Source organism: Nonomuraea bangladeshensis (assembly GCF_039529455.1).
GTDB classification, from domain to species: domain Bacteria; phylum Actinomycetota; class Actinomycetes; order Streptosporangiales; family Streptosporangiaceae; genus Nonomuraea; species Nonomuraea bangladeshensis.
On sequence record NZ_BAAAMV010000004.1, the window covers coordinates 174297 to 191550 of the forward strand.

The following is a 17254-nucleotide window of genomic DNA, read 5'->3' on the forward strand; positions in this document are numbered from 1 at the left end:
GTGCGGCTGTGCGACGACTCGACATCCCGCGACAGATCCCCCCACCCGCGGAAGGCCACCTGCGGCTGGGCGATCTCCCCGACCAGCCCGACGCGATCACCGTGAACTCCCGGCACCTGAGCCGGAGAGGCAGACCGTGGTTCCCGATCATGGGAGAGTTCCACTACGGCCGCTACCCGGCGGCCGAATGGCGGGAAGAGCTGCTGAAGGTACGAGCGGGCGGGGTGACGGTCGTCGCCACGTACGTCTTCTGGATCCTGCACGAGGAGCGGCGCGGCGTCTTCGACTGGAGCGGCGACCGCGACCTGCGCCGATTCGTGACCACCTGTGCCGAGCTGGGGCTCGACGTGGTGGCGCGGATCGGGCCGTGGGGGCACGGGGAGTCGCGCAACGGCGGCTTCCCCGACTGGGTGCTGGAGGCCGACTGCGTCCCACGCACCGATGACCCCCGCTACCTCGAACTGGTCCGGCCGCTGTACGAGCAGATCGGCGCCCAGCTCGCCGGCCTGACCCGCGAGCACGGCGGTCCGGTGGTGGCGGTGCAGGTGGAGAACGAGCTGTACGACCAGCCGGACCACCTCGTCACGCTCAAGCGCATGGCGAAGGCGGCCGGCATCGACGCGCCGCTGTGGACGGCGACCGGCTGGGGGCACGCGCAGTTGCCGCCGGACGAATTGATCCCGCTGTTCGGCGGGTACTCGGAGGCCGCGTGGGACACCGCCCATGACGGCTGGCCGCAGCAGAGCCGGGCCCACTACTTCTTCGGCCCCGGCCGGGACGACGACTCCATCGGCGCGGACCTGCGCACCACCGAGGTGACCGGCTCGGACGAGAGCCATCTGGCGCGCTACCCGTTCGCCACCTGCGAGCTGGGCGGCGGGATGTACACCTCCTACCACCGCCGGCCGATCGTGAAGGCGCCCGACGTCGCCGCGCTGGGGCTGGTCAAGCTGGGCAGTGGTTCGGTGTGGCAGGGCTACTACATGTACCACGGGGCGTCCCAGAAGATCGGCGTGCTGTCCACGCTGCAGGAGTCGCACGCCACCGGCTACCCCAACGACTGCCCGGTGATCAGCTACGACTTCCAGGCGCCGCTCGGCGAGTACGGCCAGTTCCGCGACTCCTTCCGCCACCTGCGGCTGCAGCATCTGTGGCTGGCCGCCGACGGACCGGACCTGGCCACCATGACGCTGGTGATGCCGCCGGACGCCCCCGACGACACCGCCGACCGGGAGACGTTGCGCTGGTGCGTACGCTCCGACGGCCGCTCGGGTTTCCTGTTCGTCAACAACCACCAGCCGGTCGAGACCCTGCCCGCCCACGAGGACGTGCGGTTCACGGTCGAGCTGGACGGCCGCGAGCTCGTCGTGCCGCGTGAGCCGGTGACGGTGCCGTCCGGGGCGTACTTCGTCTGGCCGCTCGCGCGTCCGGTCGGCGGCAGCCTGCTGCTGACCGCCACCGCGCAGCCCATGGGGGTGCTCGACGCCGACGAGCCGGTCCACGTCTTCTGCCAGACCGCCGGCGTCCCGGTGGAGCTCGTCTTCGACGCCGCCACCGTCGCCGAGGCCGAGGGCCCCGCGACCGTGGAGCGCGACGGCGACCGCCTCGTGATCACCGGCCTCGTCCCGGGCCCCGGCTGCCTGGTGCGGGTGCGCGACGCGTCCGGCGCCCGCGCGGCCGTCCTGGTCCTGGACGCCGCCACGGCGCTGACCGCGGCCCGGGGAACGCTCTGGGGAGCTGACCGGCTGGTGCTGAGCGAGCGGCCGGTGGTGATCGAGGAGGACCGCCTGGTGGTGTACGGCCAGGGCTCCTCCGACGTGCGGATCTTCCCCGCTCCGGACTCCGCGCCGCGGACCGACGGCGTGTTCGGCCTGCTGCCGGCGCCCGCCGCCGGCCAGGTGCCCGAGGCGAAGGTGGAGGAGGTCAGGCAGGCGGGTCCGCCCCGGCGACCGGTGATCGACGCCGCCTCCGGCCGGGCCTCCGCCCCCACCGACGCGGACTTCGAGCAGGCCGCGGTGTACCGGATCACCGTCCCCGCGGAGGCTTTCGCGGGCGCGGGGGAGGTGCTGCTGCGCCTGGACTGGGCCGGCGACGTCGGCCGCGCCTACGTCGGCGGCCGGCTGGTTGCCGACCAGTTCTGGTACGGCCCTGCCTGGGAGATCGGGCTGCGCCGCTTCCGCGAGGAGATCCTGGAGCACGGCATCGAGGTGCGGCTGCTGCCGCTGAGCGAGGACGCCCCTGTGTTCATCTCGCCGGAGGCGCGGCCCGCCTCCTACCCGGGCGGCTCCGTCCTGGAACTGCGCTCGGTCACCCTCATCCCCGTGCCCCGCACCGTGATCACCGAGGACGGGCGATGACGACACTGGACGACGCGCTGGCCGCCCTGCCCGTCATCGCCATCATCAGGGCCGCCGATTCCCGCCACCTCAACGCCGTGCTGGAGACCCTCGCCGGCGCCGGCGTCCGCGCGATGGAGGTCACCATGACGACTCCCGGCGCGGCCGAGGCCATCCGATGGGCCGCCGGGGGCGGGCTTCCCGGAGTGGCGATCGGGGCGGGCACGGTGCTCGACGCGGACGCGGCCCGCCAGGCCGTGGACGCCGGCGCCGGTTACCTGATCACGCCGGCCGTGCTGCCCGAGGTGATCGGGGAAGGCCGACGGCTCGGCGTCCCCGTCCTGCCGGGGGCGTTCACGCCGACGGAGATCCTGCAGGCGTGGTCGCAAGGGGCCGCCATGGTCAAGGTCTTCCCGGCGGGCGCGGCGGGCGGCCCCGGCTACATCAAGGACGTACGTGCCCCGCTGCCGCAGATCCCGCTGGTGCCGACGGGCGGCATCGGCATCGGGGACGTGCCGGGCTACCTACGGGCCGGGGCGCGGGCCGTGGGGATGGGCTCGCCGCTGCTGGGCGACGCGTGCGCGGACGGCGACACGGCGGCGCTGGCCGCCCGCGCCGAACGGCTGGTCGAGACCGTCAGAGGCTCGGATGGGTGAGCTGGTCACCCTGGGCGAGGCGATGGCGGTGACGCGGGTGTCCGGCATCGGCCCGCCGTCGCCCGGCGCCGCGGCCACGCTGTCGTACGCGGGCGCGGAGGCGACCGTCGCCATCGGGGTGTCCAGGCTGGGACACCGCGCCACCTGGCTGGGGCGGCTCGGCCGGGACGCGGCGGCCGACATGATCCTGACCTCGCTGCGGGGCGAGGGCGTGGACGTCTCCCGTGCCGTCCGCGACGACGACCGGCCCACCGGGCAGATGACGCGTCACCGGCGGACCGCCGACCGGGTGGTGGTCGCCTACCACCGCAAGGACGGGGCCGGGGTGCGGCTGTCGCCCGGCGACGTCGCCGCCGAGGCGATCAGTTCGGCGGACGTGCTGCACCTGACGGGGATCACGCCGGCGCTCGGCCCCGGACCCGCGGCCGCCGTGGAGCGGGCGCTGGCGGTCGCCGAGGAAACGAACGTGCCGGTCAGCTTCGACGTCAACTACCGGTCCCTGCTGTGGCCGCCCGAACAGGCCGGCGAGGTGCTGCGGCGGCTCGCCGGCCGGGCGGAGGTGGTGTTCGCCGGCCTGGAGGAGGCGCGGCTCGTCGTGAACGGGCCGCCGGCGGGGGACGACCCGGCCGTGCTGGCCCGGCTGCTGCTGGAGCTGGGGCCGCGCGAGGTCGTCATCAAGCTGGGGCGCGAGGGCGCGTACGTCACCGACGGCGACGAGGCGCTGCGGGTGCCCGCCCGCCAGGTCACCGAGGTGGACCCGGTCGGGGCGGGCGACGCCTTCGTCGCGGGTTACCTGGCCGGGCGGCTGGACGGGCTCGGCCTGGCCGGGCGGGCGGAGCTCGGCGTGACGTGCGGCGCGTTCGCCGTGGCGACGTGGGGCGACTGGGAGGGGCTGCCGCGGCGGCGCGAGCTGGACCTGCTGGCGGCGGGTGACGGTGTGGCCCGCTGACGCTCGGAGAACAGGCCGGACGATCAGGGTCCGGCCTGTTCTCCGTGCACCTTCTTGGCCAGCTCGACGTCCGCGATCGAGCGCTCGATGAGCGCCCGCATCGCGGCCTCGGCCGCCCTGGGCCGCTGCTTGCGCACGGCGAGCAGCACCTCGGCGTGCTTGTCGGCGGACTCGCTGGTGAGCGTCGCGTGCACGAACTGGTCGCGCAGCCGCAGCCCCGCCTCGATCGCGGTGGCCATCTGCGCCATCAGCTCATTGTGCGCGGCGCGCAGCAGGGCGTGGTGGAAGCCCAGGTCGGCCTCCACGTGATCGACGGCCGGCCTGCCCGCCGCGATCCGCATGGCGGCCAGCGCGTCCTCCAGATCGGCCAGGTCACGGTCGGTGCGGCGCTGCGCCGCCATGCGCGCCACGGCCGGCTCGACGGTGAGCCGCACCTCGCCCAGCTCGTCCAGGAACGTCTCGTCCACCCGGTCGGCGAAGCGCCAGCGCAGCACGTCGGCGTCAAGCAGCGCCCAGTGCTCACGCGCCGCGACGAAGGTGCCCCGCCGGGGCCGGGCTCCGACCAGGCCTTTGGCGGCCAGCACGCGCAGCGCCTCGCGCACGGCCGTCCTGCTCACGGAGAAACGCTCCTGCAGCGCCGCCATGTCGAGGTCGTCGTCAGGGGAGATGTCGCCGTTGACGATGGCCGCGCCCAGGCTGTTGACCACCCGGTCGTGCGCGCCGGCTCTCCCGATCTCCGTCATGCCGGAATCATGCCACGCCCGCACTCCGCGCCGCCGTCCTCATAGATCGCTGATGCCTTCCGCTGATCATACTAGTCTAAAAAGTAATCGTATTTATTGTTGACTTTGACGAGGTGGGGCGGCATTCTGCTCGTCAAGTCCCGTATCCGGGCATCTCACACCCCCAACGAAGGAGTCGACGATGAGCGACGTGACGCGCCGGGCCTTCCTGCGTCGGACCGGTCTGATCGGCGGTGGTCTGCTCGCCGCACCGATGCTCGGCGCCTGCGGCGGCGGGGCCGGCGGTGGCCAGGCGGTCACGTCGGGCGCGGTGACGATCGGCTTCTGGACGCACGACCCGGGCTACGTGAAGACCTTCACGGCCTCGGCCAAGCGGCTCAGCGACGCGCCGGGCGGCGCCTTCGACTACACGCTGAAGACCACCCAGGCCGACAGCGAGGCCCTGGTCACCAAGATGGTCTCGCAGGGCGCGGCCGGCACCGGGACCCCCGACATGATCGGCATCGTGATCAGCGTCTTCCCGCGGGTCATGACCGGCGGCATCGGCAAGCAGCTCCTGCTCGACCTGGACGGCCTCGTCGCCCCCGTCAAGGACGACCTGCTGCGCACCGCCCCGTACAGCATCGACGGCAAGCTGTACGCGCTGGAGTCCGACACCTGCCTCAGCGTCATGTACTACCGCGAGGACGAGTTCAAGAAGAACGGCATCCCGGAGGACGTCGGCACCTGGGAGGAGCTGGCGGAGATCGGCGCCCGGCTGCACGAGAAAACCGGGCAGTCGCTGGGCATCGTCGGCACGGGCGACAACACCTCCATCACGAACATGTTCCTGCAGTTGCTGCTGCAGCGTGGCGGCGGTTACTTCGACCAGGGCGGCAACCTCATCCTGGATTCGCCGGAGGCCGTCGAGGTGCTCGACTTCATGGCCAAGGGCGTCGCCAGCGGCTTCCTCCTGGCCCTGCCCGACCCGTACGGCGCCCCGAACACCGCCGCCCTCAAGAACGACAAGCTCATCGCCACCGTGATGCCGAACTGGTACAACGTCTACGGCCTGCAGGCCAACGTGCCCGAGCAGAAGGGCAAGTGGCGCATCCGCAACCTGCCCAAGTTCGCGGGCGGCGGCCACATCGCCTCCGCGCTCGGCGGCACCGGCTTCGCCGTGCTCAAGGACAAGCCCAACACCGCGGCCGCCACCGAGCTGCTCAAGCAGACCTACCTGACCAAGGAAGGGCAGCTGCTGCGCTTCCGGCAGGGCGGCTTCCTGCCCACGCTCAAGCCGCTGTACCAGGACAAGGACTTCCTCGACTTCGAGGACGAGTACCTGGGCGGGCAGCGCCTGTTCGACGTCTACACCCCCGCCTCCCAGGACAGCCCGGTCTTCTACCAGAACGCCCAGCTCAACGTGCTCATCGAAGCGCTCGGCGGCCCCATGCTGGAGACGCTGCAGGGCAAGAAGAAGCCCGCCGAGGCGATCAAGGAGGCGACGGCCGCCTACACCAGCAAGAAGGGCAACTGAGGTGCTGTCCGTCGCGCGGCGTCGAACGTTGGCGCCTTACGCGTTCATCTCCCCGTTCTACCTGCTGTACGCGCTGTTCCTGGTCGTCCCGATCGGCATCGGCGGCTACCTGAGCCTGACCGAGTGGGCCGGGCTCGGCACTCCGCTGTGGGTGGGGCTGGACAACTACATCCGGCTGTTCGGCGACGCGAGCTTCGTGACCGCCGTCGTCAACACCGTGCTGTACGTGCTGTTCTCGGTGTGCGTCGTGGTGCCGGCCGCGCTGCTGATCGCCCAGGCGCTCAACGCGCGCGGCCTGCGCGGCCGGGACTTCTTCCGGCTGACGTTCTTCGTCCCCGTCGTGCTGTCGCCGATCATCATCGCGCTGGTCTTCACGCTGTTCTACGACCGCGAGTACGGCCTGTTCAACGCCGCGCTCCGGGGGTTCTTCGGCTGGGGCGGCATCGACTGGCTGGGCGAGCCCTCCTGGGCGAAGGTCAGCGTGATGCTGCTGGTGCTGTGGCGCTGGACCGGCTACCTGACGATCTTCTTCCTGGCCGGCCTGAAGAACATCCCGCGTGAGCTGTACGAGGCCGCCGACATCGACGGCGCCGGCCGGGTGCACAGCTTCTTCAACGTCACCCTTCCCATGCTCAAGCCCGTCACCGCGTTCGTCGCCGTCACCGTCATGGTCGGCACCGCGCAGATCCTGGAGGAGCCGATGCTGCTGACCAAGGGCGGCCCGGGCGAAGCGACGCTGTCGGTGGCGATGTTCATCTACCGCGAGGCGTTCACCCGCCAGCAGCTCGGCTACGCGGCCGCGGCCGGCGTCGTGATGTTCGTCATCGTCTTCCTCGTCGGGCGCACCGCCAACGCGGTGTTCGGGGTGGGGAGGGAGAAATGAGCCGCGGCTCGGCGACCCGCCGGCCCCGGCTGGTGTACGTCCTGCTGATCGCCCTCGTGGTGATGTTCGTGCTGCCGCTGCTGTGGGCGCTCAGCTCGTCGTTCAAGCACCGCGGCGACATCTTCACCTACCCGCCGCAGCCGTTGCCGTCGCCGTTCACGCTGGAGAACTACACCCGGCTGCTGGAGACGCAGCCGTTCTGGGGCTGGTTCGCGACCAGCACCATCGTGGCCGTGGTGTCCACCGCGGTGTCGGTGTTCGTGTGCGCGCTGGCCGGGTTCGCCTTCGCCAAATACCGCTTCCGCGGCAAGCGGCTGCTGTTCGACGTGATGTTCAGCTCCATGGCCGTGCCGTTCGCGGTGATCGTCGTGCCGTTGTTCGTCATGCTCGTCAAGGCCGGCGTCACCAACGTCTACTTCAGCCTGATCGTGCCGTGGGTGGCCCCCGCGTTCGGGATCTTCATGATGCGCCAGTACGCCGAGCAGGCCGTGCCCGACTCGGTGCTGGAGGCGGCCCGCATCGACGGCGCGTCGGAGTTCGGGCTGTTCACCCGCGTGGTGCTGCCGCTGCTGCGTCCCGCGCTGGGCGCGCTGGCCGTGTGGGGCTTCCTCAACAGCTACAACAGCTTCCTCTGGCCGCTCATCGTGGTCTCCGACCCGGCCCAGTACACGCTGCCGCTGGGCATCCAGTCGCTGTACGCCGCCGAGGCCCGCCAGGTCGACCTGGTGCTGGCCGGCAGCGTGCTCGCCGCCGTCCCCAGCCTGATCATGTTCATCCTGCTGCGCAAGCAGCTGCTCGACGGCCTGACCGCGGGCGCCGTCAAATCCTGAAGGAGCCGATCTCTTGTCCACGTTGACCATCACGCTCTGGGACTTCACCTGGTACACCAGGACCGGCCCCGGAGAGCCGTTCGAAGACCTGGACCGTGCCTTCAGCGAGGCGGTGGCGCGCGGGTACAACACGGTGCGCGTCTGCGCGATGCCGTACCTGCTGTTCGGGTCCGGGCTGGACACCTCCGCGCTGACCTTCGCCCCCTTCGGCCGCGGCTACGGCCTCCGCACCCGCTGGTACGACGTCCGCGAGACCACCACGCTGGACGGCCGCGCGCACCTGCTGGCGCTGTTCCAGGCCGCCCGGCGGCACGGCTGCCAGGTGATCGTCTCCTCCTGGGAGTACCAGCAGAGCTCCAGCTTCCTGACCGACCCCGCCTGGTACGAGGCGTTGCGCGCGGTGCCGGCAGAGCGTCGCGCGAACGCGCTGGCCGAGGCCCTCGCCGACCTGGTGGACTTCGTGGCCGGGCACGGCCTGGCCGAGCAGATCGCGTTCGTCGAGCTGCACAACGAGATCCAGGCCACCTGGCTCACCGAGGCGCTCGCGCCCGGCGAGTCCCCGGTGCTCGGCCTGCGGCCGTACCTGGAGAAGGCCGTCGACGCTTTCAAGACCCGGCACCCGGACACCCCCGTGACGGTGAACTACGCCCGGGTGCCGCACGGCGAGATGCGCGGCATCCCCGCCAACATCGACGTCGCCGTGTTCCACCCCTACGTCTACGGCGTCCTGGACGAGCTCATCGACACCTTCGCGCTGCGCGACACCTCCGTGCCGTTCCCGCAGGAGCGCGCCCGGCGGGAGCTGCTCCGCCCGGACGCCCCCGACCTCGCGGACTGGCACCCGGAGCAGCGGTGGCGCGGCGCGGCCACGGTGGTGCCGCCCCGCGAGGTCTACCTCCACGACTGGTGCGACCCCGCCCGGTTCGACCGCTGGCTGTACGACCGGCACGCGGGGTACCGATACGGCATGGCCGAGAGGCTGCGCATCTGGATCGAGGTGGCCGCCGACTGGGCCGCCGCCCGAGACCTGCCCCTGGTGTTCGGCGAGGGCTGGGTCGGCTACACCCCGCTGCACGGCACCTTCGAGGAGGGGCCCGTAGGAGCCGGGATCTGCCTGGACGCCGTCCGGCACGCCCGGCGCGTCGGCGCGTGGGGCACCGTGGTGTGCTCGAACGCGGCCCCGCACCACCCGATGTGGGCCGACGTGGACCTGCAGGTCACCGCCAACGCGCTGTTCACGGGGCAGCGGTGAACGGCCGCTTCGAGGCCAGGACGGCCCTCGTCACCGGCGCCGCGTCGGGCATCGGCGCGGCCACCGCCCGCCGCCTGGCCGCCGAGGGGGCGCGGGTGCTGCTGGCCGACATCGCCGACGAGCGGGGCCGCGAGGTCGCCGCCGCGATCGGCGAGCGGGCGGCGTTCGTGCACCTGGACGTGTCCTCCGCGCGCGACTGGGCCGTCTGTCTCGACGAGGTGCGTGACCGGTTCGGCCGCCTGGACGTGCTGCACGCCAACGGCCCAGGGCGGGTGATCCCCGCCCGCCCCGCGCACGAGATGCCGGAGGCGGACTGGGACCTGCAGATCGACGTCACGCTCAAGGCCGCCTACCTGGCGGCGCGTACGTTCTGCCCGCTGCTGGCCGAGACCTCGGGCGCCCTGGTCGTCACCTCCTCGGTGCACGCCCAGACCGGCATCCCGGGCTGCGCGCCGTACGCCGCCGCCAAGGGCGGCCTGCAGTCGCTGACCCGGCAGCTCGCCGTCGAGTACGCCCCCCGGGTGCGCGTCAACGCCGTCGTCCCCGGCCCGATCATGAGCCCCGCCTGGGACGGCATCGACGAGCAGGCCCGCGCCGCCACCGTCGCGGAGACCCCGGCAGGCCGCTTCGGCACCCCCGACGAGGTGGCGGCGGCCGTCGCCTTCCTGGCCGCGCCGGAGGCCTCCTTCATCACCGGCGCCTGCCTCAACGTCGACGGCGGCTGGAGCATCTCCACCACCTCCTCCTAGAACGGACCCCCCATGAAAATCGTCTCGATGGACACCTTCCTCGTCCCGCCGCGCTGGCTGTTCCTGCGCGTCCGCACCGACGAGGGCATCACCGGCTGGGGCGAGCCGGTCGTCGAGGGCCGGGCCGAGACCGTCCGGGCCGCCGTCGCCGAGCTGGCCGACCACCTGATCGGCGAGGACCCGCTCCGGATCGAGGACCACTGGCAGGTCCTGACCAAGGGCGGCTTCTACCGGGGCGGGCCGGTGCTGTCCAGCGCGGTCGCCGGCATCGACCAGGCGCTGTGGGACATCGCCGGCAAAGCCGCCGGCCTGCCCGTGCACCAGCTGCTCGGCGGCCCGGTCCGGGAGAAGGTCCGCATGTACGCCTGGATCGGCGGCGACCGCCCCGCCGAGGTGGCCGAGCTCGCCGCGACCCAGATCGAGGCCGGGTTCACCGCCGTCAAGATGAACGGCTCCGCCGAGCTGACCGCCATCGACACCCCGGCCCGCACCATGGAGGTCGTCCAGCGCGTCGCCGCCGTCCGCGAGGCCATCGGCGACCACCACGACCTGGTGGTGGACCTGCACGGCCGGGCCTCCACCGCCATGGCCCGGCGGCTGCTGCCGCTGCTGGAGCCGTACCTGCCGCTGTTCGTGGAGGAGGCGGTGCTGCCCGAGCACTCGCGCAACCTGGCCGCGCTCGCCGCGAGCACCTCGATCCCGCTCGCGACCGGCGAGCGCCTGTACTCGCGGTGGGATTTCCGCGAGGTCATCGGGCACGGCATCGCCGTCGCCCAACCGGACGTCAGCCACGCCGGCGGAATTTCGGAGGTCCGCCGGATCGCCTCGATGGCCGAGACCTATGACGTGACCATGGCCCCGCACTGCCCGCTCGGCCCCGTCTCGCTGGCCGCCAGCCTGCAACTGGCCTTCGCCATCCCCAACTTCCTCATCCAGGAGCAGAGCGTCGGCATCCACTACAACGAGGGCAACGACGTCCTGGACTACCTCGTCGACCCCGCCCCGCTGACCTTCCCCGGCGGGTACGCCACCCGCACCGCCCTCCCCGGCCTCGGCATCGAGATCGACGAGGCCGAGGTGGAGCGGATGGCGCGGCAGGGCCACCGCTGGCGCAGCCCGCTGTGGCGGCACGCCGACGGCTCCTTCGCCGAGTGGTGACGGTTAGGCTCGCCTCACCCTCCCGTCACATCACTCTCCGCTGTCACTCAATTACTTTCAGTGAGAGACGAAGGCGAGGTGGCGGGTGCATCTGACTCCGCATGAACGGGAACGCCTGATGATCCATGTGGCCGCGGACGTGGCCCGCAGGCGCAAGGAACGGAAGATCCCCCTCAACTACCCGGAAACGGTCGCGCTCATCACGGCGCACGTGCTGGAGGCGGCCCGGGAAGGCAAGTCCGTCCACGAGATCATGTCCACCGGCAACGAGATCCTCTCCCGGGACGACCTCATGCCGGGCGTCGCGGAGATGATCTCCGACCTCCAGATCGAGGCCACGTTCCCCGACGGCACCAAGCTGGTCACCATCCGCGACCCCTTCGCGGATGGTGACCAGGCGCGGTCGCCGCTCCATCCGGGGAAGATCGACCACCCGGCCGGCGCTGTGCCGGTGCCCTTCAACGAAGGCCGCGAGATCACGACGGTGACCGTCACCAACACCGACGACCGCCCCATCCAGGTGGGCTCGCACTACCACTTCTACGAGGCCAACCCCCTCCTCGACTTCGAACGCCCCGCCGCCTACGGCAAGCGCCTGCACATCCCCGCCGGCAGCTCGGTCCGGTTCGAACCCCGGTGCACCCGTACGGTGAAGCTCGTCCCCATCGAGGGCAAACGCGTCGTCGCCGGCCTGCGCGGCCAGGTCGGAGGGCCGCTCGATGGATGAGGCCCCGGACGCAGCCGACGCCACCGCGGACACGCTCGCCGAGCCGGTGGCGGACACCCCGCCGCGCGAGCCCGCGCCCGGCGGGGAGACCCCGCCGATCGACCTGCCGCTGACCCGTGTCCAGTACGCCGACCGCTACGGCCCGACGGCCGGCGACCGCGTCCGGCTGGCCGACACCAACCTGCGCATCGAGATCACCGAGGACTGGGCCGGCGGCCCGGGACGCAGCGGCAACGAGGTCATCTTCGGCGGCGGCAAGGTGATCCGCGAGTCGATGGGCCAGTCGAGCGCGCCACGTGACCCGGCGCGTCCCGGCGCGCCGCAGCCGCCCGACACGGTCATCACCGGCGCGCTGATCCTCGACCACTGGGGCGTGGTCAAGGCGGACGTCGGCATCCGCGACGGCCGGATCGTCGCGCTCGGCAAGGCCTACAACGACGACACCATGGACCGGCTGCACGACGGGCACGAGCACGCCACCGACTTCCTCATCGGCCCGGAGACCGAGATCATCGCGGGCAACGGCAAGATCCTCACCGCCGGCGGCATCGACACCCACGTGCACTTCATCTGCCCCGAGCAGGTGCACGAGGCGCTCGCCTCCGGGGTCACCACCCTGATCGGCGGCGGCACCGGCCCCGCCGAGGGCAGCACCGCCACCACCGTCACCCCCGGCTCCTGGCACCTCGCCCGGATGTTCGAGGCGCTGGACGCCTTCCCGGTCAACATCGGGCTGCTCGGCAAGGGCAGCACCATGTCCACCGAGTCCCTCTACAACCAGGTGGAGGCCGGCGTCCTCGGGTTCAAGATCCACGAGGACTGGGGGGCCACCCCGGCGGTGCTGCGCCGCTGCCTGGAGGTGTGCCGGGCCACCGGCGTCCAGCTGGCCCTGCACGCCGACTCGCTCAACGAGGCCGGCGCGGTCGCCGACACCATCGAGGCCATCGGCGACCATCCGATCCACGTCTTCCACGTCGAGGGCGCCGGCGGTGGCCACGCCCCCGACATGCTCACCATGGCGGGGCTGCCGAACGTGCTGCCCGCCTCCACCAACCCCACCCGCCCCCTGACCGTCAACACGGTCAAGGAGCACATCGACATGGTGATGGTCTGCCACCACCTCAATCCGCTGGTCGAAGAGGACCTGGCCTTCGCCGAGTCGCGGATCCGGCCCTCCACCATGGCAGCCGAGGACGTGCTGCACGACCTCGGCGCCATCTCGATCATGTCGTCCGACGCCCAGGCGATGGGCCGCATCGGCGAGATGATCATCCGTACGTGGCAGACCGCGCACGTGAACAAGGCCAGGCGCGGCCCCCTGGACGGCGACCAGGACGGGGCCGACAACCACCGCGCCCGCCGCTACGTCGCCAAATACACCATCAACCCGGCCATCGCGCACGGCATCGACCACGAGGTCGGCTCCGTCGAGGTGGGCAAGCTCGCCGACCTGGTGCTGTGGGAGCCGAAGTTCTTCGGCGTCAAGCCGCACCGGGTGATCAAGGGAGGTCAGATCGCCTACGCGCAGGTGGGCGACGCCAACGCCTCCATCACCACCCCGCAGCCGATCCTGCCCCGGCCGATGTGGGGGGCGACGGGCCGGGCGCCGGCCGCCAACGCGGTCAACTTCGTCACCGAGCACGCCATCCAGGCCGGCCTGGCCGAACGGGTCGGCGTGGGCAAGCCGTTCAAGGCCATCCGCGACACCCGTGGGGTGTTCAAGGCCGACATGCGGGAGAACAACGCCTGCCCCGACATCGACATCGACCCCGACACCTTCGAGGTGGTGATCGGCGGAGCGGAGACCAAGGACGTCAGGACGGAGATCGACGATCAGCCCGTCGACGGCACCCGGTTCGCCGACACGCTGCCCATGGCCCAGCGCTACTTCCTGTTCTGAGCGCTCCCCGATGACGACGGAAGGTGAGCCGCTCACGATGAACCGTGCCGCCCTGCTCGTCCTGGCCGACGGCCGGTTCCCCGCGGGCGGGCACGCCCATTCCGGCGGCGCCGAGGAGGCCGTCGCGGCCGGACGGGTGCGCGACGTGGCGAGCCTGAGGGAGTTCTGCCGCGGCCGGCTGCACACGGCCGGCCTGGTCGCGGCCGGGCTCGCGGCCGCGGCCGCCGCCGGGTACGACCCGCTGCTGCTGGAGGAGGCGGCCGACGCCCGCACCGCCGCCCCCGCCCAGCGGCACACCTCGCGCCGGCTCGGCCGCCAACTGCTGCGCGCCGCCCGGGCCGCTTGGCCGTGCGCCGAGCTGGACGCCCTGGCCGCCGCCTGCCCGCGCGGCGCCCACCAGAGCGTGGTGCTCGGCCTGACCGCCCGGTGCGCGGGGCTGACGCCGCTGGACGCCGGCTACGCCGCGGCCTACGAGAGCATCGGCGGGCCGGTCACCGCGACCGTCCGCCTGCTCCGGCTGGACCCCTTCGACGCCACCGCCGTCCTGGCCCGCCTGGCCGCCGACCTCGACCGCGTGGCCGCGCAGGCGGCCGAGGCCGCGCGGCGGGTCCACACCGACGGAGCCGCCGCGCTGCCGGCCGCCTCGGCGCCGCTGCTCGACATCGCCGCCGAACGGCACGCCACCCGCCCGGCCCGCCTGTTCGCCTCCTGACCACTCCTTCTGCCTGGAGCAGCCATGCACCTTCACCACGACGACACCTTCCCCGAAGGCTCCACGCACGGCCCCGGCGGCTCCACGCGCGGGCGTCCCGGCGGCGGTCATCGCGCCTTGCGCGTCGGGCTGGGCGGGCCGGTCGGCTCCGGCAAGACCGCCACCGTCGCCGCCCTGTGCCGTACGCTGCGCGAACAGCTGTCCCTGGCGGTCGTGACCAACGACATCTACACCCGCGAGGACGCCGAGTTCCTGCTGCGCGAGGCCGTCCTGCCCGCCGAGCGCATCACCGCCGTGCAGACCGGCGCCTGCCCGCACACCGCCATCCGCGACGACATCTCCGCCAACCTCGAAGCCGTCGAGGACCTGGAGGACCGTCTCGGCCCGCTCGACGTGATCCTCATCGAGTCCGGCGGCGACAACCTCACCGCCACCTTCTCCAAAGGGCTCGTCGATGCCCAGATCTTCGTCATCGACGTCGCCGGCGGCGACGACATCCCGCGCAAGGGCGGCCCCGGCGTCACGACCTCCGACCTGCTCGTCATCAACAAGACCGACCTCGCCGTCCACGTCGGCGCCGACCTGGCGGCCATGGCCCGCGACGCCGAGGCCCAGCGCGGCGCCCTGCCCATCGTCCTGACCGCGGTCAAGTCCCCGGAAGGCATCACGCCCGTGGCCGGCTGGGTGCGCGAGCGCCTGGCCGCCTGGACGGCGGGCGCCGCATGAGCCGAACGGCCCTGCCGCCCGTGCTGCCACCCGTGCCTGCTCCGCCACCCGTGCCCGCTCCGACGCGGGGCGTGCACGCCACCGCCCGCATCGAGGCGGCCCGCGTGGGCGGCGGCACCGGCCTGCCCGTGCTCGCGGGCGACGGCCCCTTCGACCTGCGCCGTGCCCGCCCGCACGGCGACCAGGCGCGGGTGTGCGTCCTCGGTGTCATGAGCGCCCCGCTCGGCGGCGACCGGCTGCGCATCGAGGCCACCGCCGGCCGCGACGCCCACCTGCACATCACCACCGCCGCCGCCACCATCGCCCTGCGCGGCCCCACCACCGCCCACGCCACCTTCGACGTGCGCCTGAACGTCGCCGAGCACGCCAGCCTGCACTGGGCGCCCCAGCCCCTGATCTCGGCGGCACGCAGCAACCTGCGTCAGAGCTGCACCGTCGACCTGGCCCCGACCGCCCGGCTCCTGCTGCGCGAGGAGATCGTGCTCGGCCGCTCCGGCGAAGGGCCGGGCCGCCTGTCCACCCGCCTCACGGTCCGCCGCGACGGACGCTCCCTGCTGGAGCAGCAGACCGCGTACGGCCCCGGAGCGCCCGGCTGGGACGGCCCCGCCATCGTGTCCTGCCACCGCGCCGTCGGCCAGATCCTCATCGTCGACCCCGCCCTGGACCGGCGACCGCCCGAGGCCCGCCTGTTCGGGGACGACCCGGCAACCGGTCAGGCCGTGCTGACCCCGCTGGCCGGCCCCGCCGTCCTGATCACCGCGCTGGCCCCGGACACCCTGCACCTGCGCCGCCTGCTGGACGAGGCACAGCCCGCCGCGCTCACCAGGTGACCGGGAGCTCGTGCAGGCCGTAGATGACGGCGTCGGTCTTGTACGGCAGGTCCTCGGCCGGTGCGGCCAGCCGCAGGGTGGGGACGCGGCGGAACAGCGTGTCGAAGACGATCTGCAGCTCCATCCTGGCCAGGTTCTGGCCGAGGCACTGGTGCGGGCCGAAGCCGAAGGCGACGTGGTGGCGGGCCCCGCGCTCGACATCCAGCTCGCCCGGGTCCTGGAACGCCGCCGGGTCCCAGTTGGCCGACAGCATCGAGACGATGACGCCCTCGCCGGCCCGGATCCTCACCCCGCCGATCTCCACGTCTTCGGTGGCCAGCCGGGAGGTCACTCCGTCGGCGATGGTGAAGTAGCGCAGCAGTTCCTCCACGGCGACGGGCGTCCTGCCCGGGTCGGCCTTGATCACGGCCAGCTGCTCCGGATGGGTGAGCAGCCCGACCACGCCGAGCGAGATCATGTTCGCCGTCGTCTCGTGTCCGGCGGTCAGCAGCAGGAAGGCCAGGCTCACCAGGCCCGCGTGGTCGGGGGCGCCCTCCTGGCGTTGCCGGGCGATCTGCCGGCCGAACAGGTCGTCGCCGGGTTCGGACTCCTTGCGGGTGACCAGGTCGTCGAGGTAGGCGCGCAGTTCGGCGAAGGCTTGCCGGCGGCCTTCCGCCGAGGTGCGGCTCACCATCATGGTGGTACGGCTCTGGAAGAAGTCGTGGTCGGCGTACGGGACGCCGAGCAGTTCGCAGATCACCAGGGACGGCACCGGCAGGGAGAGCGCCTGCACCAGGTCGGCCGGGCGCCGGTCGGCGGCGAGCAGGTCGTCGATGAAGTGGTCGACGATGTCCTGAATGCGTGGGCGCAGCGCGGCCAGCCGCTTCACGGTGAACTCGCCGATCACCCGGCGGCGGGCGGCCGAGTGTTCGGCGCCGTCCATGCCGAGCATCAGCGGCGGCTGGCTGCGCAGCTGCCGCAGGGTGGCCGCGTCGAGGGTGTAGAGCGGGAAGCCGTCCTTGCGCTTGTCCGAGGAGAAGCGGCCGTCGGCGAGGACGGCCCGGGCCTCCTCGTACCCGGAGACCCACCACGCCTCGCCGCCGCCGGCCAGGCGGACCTTGTTGATCGGGGCCTGCTCGCGCAGTCGCTCGTAGGCAGCGGGCGGAGCGAACGGGCAGCTCCGCCCGACGGGCACTTCCAGGTCGGCGACGTTGCCTGTCATGAATGACCTCCCGGTAGTTGTTCTGCTTGTGGCTCCCTCGGGAGCGTGGTGGCGGGACGGCTCGCGCGCAGGCCGGTGGCCAGGCA

At 72.4% G+C, this 17254-nt stretch carries 16 protein-coding genes; 14 read left to right on the plus strand and 2 right to left on the minus strand.

Annotation, left to right across the window (positions count from 1 at the left end; genetic code table 11):
- The first annotated feature begins 8 nt into the window (after positions 1 to 8).
- The 3 genes from ABD292_RS12600 to ABD292_RS12610 are packed head-to-tail and all read left to right on the plus strand — an operon-like array spanning position 9 to position 3941.
- Positions 9 to 2357, plus strand: coding sequence for a beta-galactosidase (locus ABD292_RS12600; RefSeq protein WP_344207319.1), 2349 nt, complete (start codon positions 9 to 11; stop codon positions 2355 to 2357).
- Positions 2354 to 2992: a bifunctional 4-hydroxy-2-oxoglutarate aldolase/2-dehydro-3-deoxy-phosphogluconate aldolase gene (locus ABD292_RS12605; protein ID WP_344207320.1), complete on the plus strand. Its 639-nt coding sequence runs from the start codon at positions 2354 to 2356 to the stop codon at positions 2990 to 2992. The genes ABD292_RS12600 and ABD292_RS12605 overlap by 4 nt, the downstream gene beginning before the upstream one ends.
- Positions 2985 to 3941 carry a sugar kinase gene (locus ABD292_RS12610; RefSeq protein WP_344207321.1) on the plus strand — a complete coding sequence of 319 codons (957 nt, stop codon included), beginning with the start codon at positions 2985 to 2987 and terminating at the stop codon, positions 3939 to 3941. The genes ABD292_RS12605 and ABD292_RS12610 overlap by 8 nt, the downstream gene beginning before the upstream one ends.
- A 23-nt stretch (positions 3942 to 3964) precedes the next feature.
- On the opposite strand, the gene ABD292_RS12615 is transcribed toward ABD292_RS12610, so the two are convergent.
- The gene (locus ABD292_RS12615; RefSeq protein ID WP_344207322.1) at positions 3965 to 4684 is read right to left on the minus strand and encodes a FadR/GntR family transcriptional regulator; all 720 of its coding nucleotides are present in this window, start codon (positions 4682 to 4684) and stop codon (positions 3965 to 3967) included.
- A gap of 181 nt (positions 4685 to 4865) precedes the next feature.
- On the opposite strand from ABD292_RS12615, the gene ABD292_RS12620 reads away from it, so the two are divergent.
- From ABD292_RS12620 to ABD292_RS12670, 11 genes are all read left to right on the plus strand, one after another.
- Positions 4866 to 6200, plus strand: a complete 1335-nt coding sequence (locus tag ABD292_RS12620; protein WP_344207323.1) for an ABC transporter substrate-binding protein — start codon at positions 4866 to 4868, stop codon at positions 6198 to 6200.
- A 28-nt stretch (positions 6201 to 6228) separates the two neighbouring features.
- Positions 6229 to 7083 (plus strand): carbohydrate ABC transporter permease, encoded by an 855-nt coding sequence (locus tag ABD292_RS12625; RefSeq protein ID WP_344207324.1) that lies wholly within the window; start codon positions 6229 to 6231, stop codon positions 7081 to 7083.
- Positions 7080 to 7913 (plus strand): carbohydrate ABC transporter permease, encoded by an 834-nt coding sequence (locus ABD292_RS12630; RefSeq protein ID WP_344207325.1) that lies wholly within the window; start codon positions 7080 to 7082, stop codon positions 7911 to 7913. The genes ABD292_RS12625 and ABD292_RS12630 overlap by 4 nt, the downstream gene beginning before the upstream one ends.
- A gap of 13 nt (positions 7914 to 7926) precedes the next feature.
- Entirely contained in the window at positions 7927 to 9165 is a 1239-nt protein-coding gene (locus ABD292_RS12635; RefSeq protein ID WP_344207326.1) for a cellulase-like family protein, read from the plus strand.
- The gene (locus ABD292_RS12640) at positions 9162 to 9914 is read left to right on the plus strand and encodes an SDR family NAD(P)-dependent oxidoreductase (RefSeq protein WP_344207327.1); all 753 of its coding nucleotides are present in this window, start codon (positions 9162 to 9164) and stop codon (positions 9912 to 9914) included. The genes ABD292_RS12635 and ABD292_RS12640 overlap by 4 nt, the downstream gene beginning before the upstream one ends.
- A 12-nt stretch (positions 9915 to 9926) precedes the next feature.
- Positions 9927 to 11072 (plus strand): galactonate dehydratase, encoded by a 1146-nt coding sequence (dgoD, locus tag ABD292_RS12645; RefSeq protein ID WP_344207328.1) that lies wholly within the window; start codon positions 9927 to 9929, stop codon positions 11070 to 11072.
- A gap of 85 nt (positions 11073 to 11157) precedes the next feature.
- Positions 11158 to 11799, plus strand: coding sequence for an urease subunit gamma (locus ABD292_RS12650; RefSeq protein WP_344207329.1), 642 nt, complete (start codon positions 11158 to 11160; stop codon positions 11797 to 11799).
- Entirely contained in the window at positions 11792 to 13699 is a 1908-nt protein-coding gene (locus ABD292_RS12655) for an urease subunit alpha (protein ID WP_425565083.1), read from the plus strand. The genes ABD292_RS12650 and ABD292_RS12655 overlap by 8 nt, the downstream gene beginning before the upstream one ends.
- A gap of 37 nt (positions 13700 to 13736) precedes the next feature.
- Positions 13737 to 14411, plus strand: a complete 675-nt coding sequence (locus ABD292_RS12660; RefSeq protein ID WP_344207330.1) for an urease accessory protein UreF — start codon at positions 13737 to 13739, stop codon at positions 14409 to 14411.
- A 24-nt stretch (positions 14412 to 14435) separates the two neighbouring features.
- A complete protein-coding gene (gene ureG, locus ABD292_RS12665) occupies positions 14436 to 15137 on the plus strand; it encodes an urease accessory protein UreG (protein WP_344207331.1) in 702 nt (233 codons plus the stop codon).
- Positions 15134 to 15967: an urease accessory protein UreD gene (locus tag ABD292_RS12670; RefSeq protein WP_344207332.1), complete on the plus strand. Its 834-nt coding sequence runs from the start codon at positions 15134 to 15136 to the stop codon at positions 15965 to 15967. Before ureG ends, ABD292_RS12670 begins: the two co-directional genes overlap by 4 nt.
- Here the strand turns inward: ABD292_RS12670 and ABD292_RS12675 are convergent.
- Positions 15957 to 17168: a cytochrome P450 gene (locus tag ABD292_RS12675; protein WP_344207333.1), complete on the minus strand. Its 1212-nt coding sequence runs from the start codon at positions 17166 to 17168 to the stop codon at positions 15957 to 15959. The two genes, ABD292_RS12670 and ABD292_RS12675, sit on opposite strands and share 11 nt — an antisense overlap.
- Positions 17169 to 17254: the final 86 nt, after the last annotated feature.

What these genes read in the sequence shown, in the direction of transcription:
- ABD292_RS12605 (WP_344207320.1), top strand. Translation starts at nt 2,354, where the DNA reads ATGACGACACTGGACGACGCGCTGGCCGCCCTGCCCGTCATCGCCATC.
- ABD292_RS12610 (WP_344207321.1), top strand. Translation starts at nt 2,985, where the DNA reads ATGGGTGAGCTGGTCACCCTGGGCGAGGCGATGGCGGTGACGCGGGTG.
- ABD292_RS12615 (WP_344207322.1), bottom strand. Translation starts at nt 4,684, where the DNA reads ATGACGGAGATCGGGAGAGCCGGCGCGCACGACCGGGTGGTCAACAGC.
- ABD292_RS12620 (WP_344207323.1), top strand. Translation starts at nt 4,866, where the DNA reads ATGAGCGACGTGACGCGCCGGGCCTTCCTGCGTCGGACCGGTCTGATC.
- ABD292_RS12630 (WP_344207325.1), top strand. Translation starts at nt 7,080, where the DNA reads ATGAGCCGCGGCTCGGCGACCCGCCGGCCCCGGCTGGTGTACGTCCTG.
- dgoD (WP_344207328.1), top strand. Translation starts at nt 9,927, where the DNA reads ATGAAAATCGTCTCGATGGACACCTTCCTCGTCCCGCCGCGCTGGCTG.
- ABD292_RS12655 (WP_425565083.1), top strand. Translation starts at nt 11,792, where the DNA reads ATGGATGAGGCCCCGGACGCAGCCGACGCCACCGCGGACACGCTCGCC.
- ABD292_RS12660 (WP_344207330.1), top strand. Translation starts at nt 13,737, where the DNA reads ATGAACCGTGCCGCCCTGCTCGTCCTGGCCGACGGCCGGTTCCCCGCG.
- ureG (WP_344207331.1), top strand. Translation starts at nt 14,436, where the DNA reads ATGCACCTTCACCACGACGACACCTTCCCCGAAGGCTCCACGCACGGC.
- ABD292_RS12670 (WP_344207332.1), top strand. Translation starts at nt 15,134, where the DNA reads ATGAGCCGAACGGCCCTGCCGCCCGTGCTGCCACCCGTGCCTGCTCCG.
- ABD292_RS12675 (WP_344207333.1), bottom strand. Translation starts at nt 17,168, where the DNA reads ATGACAGGCAACGTCGCCGACCTGGAAGTGCCCGTCGGGCGGAGCTGC.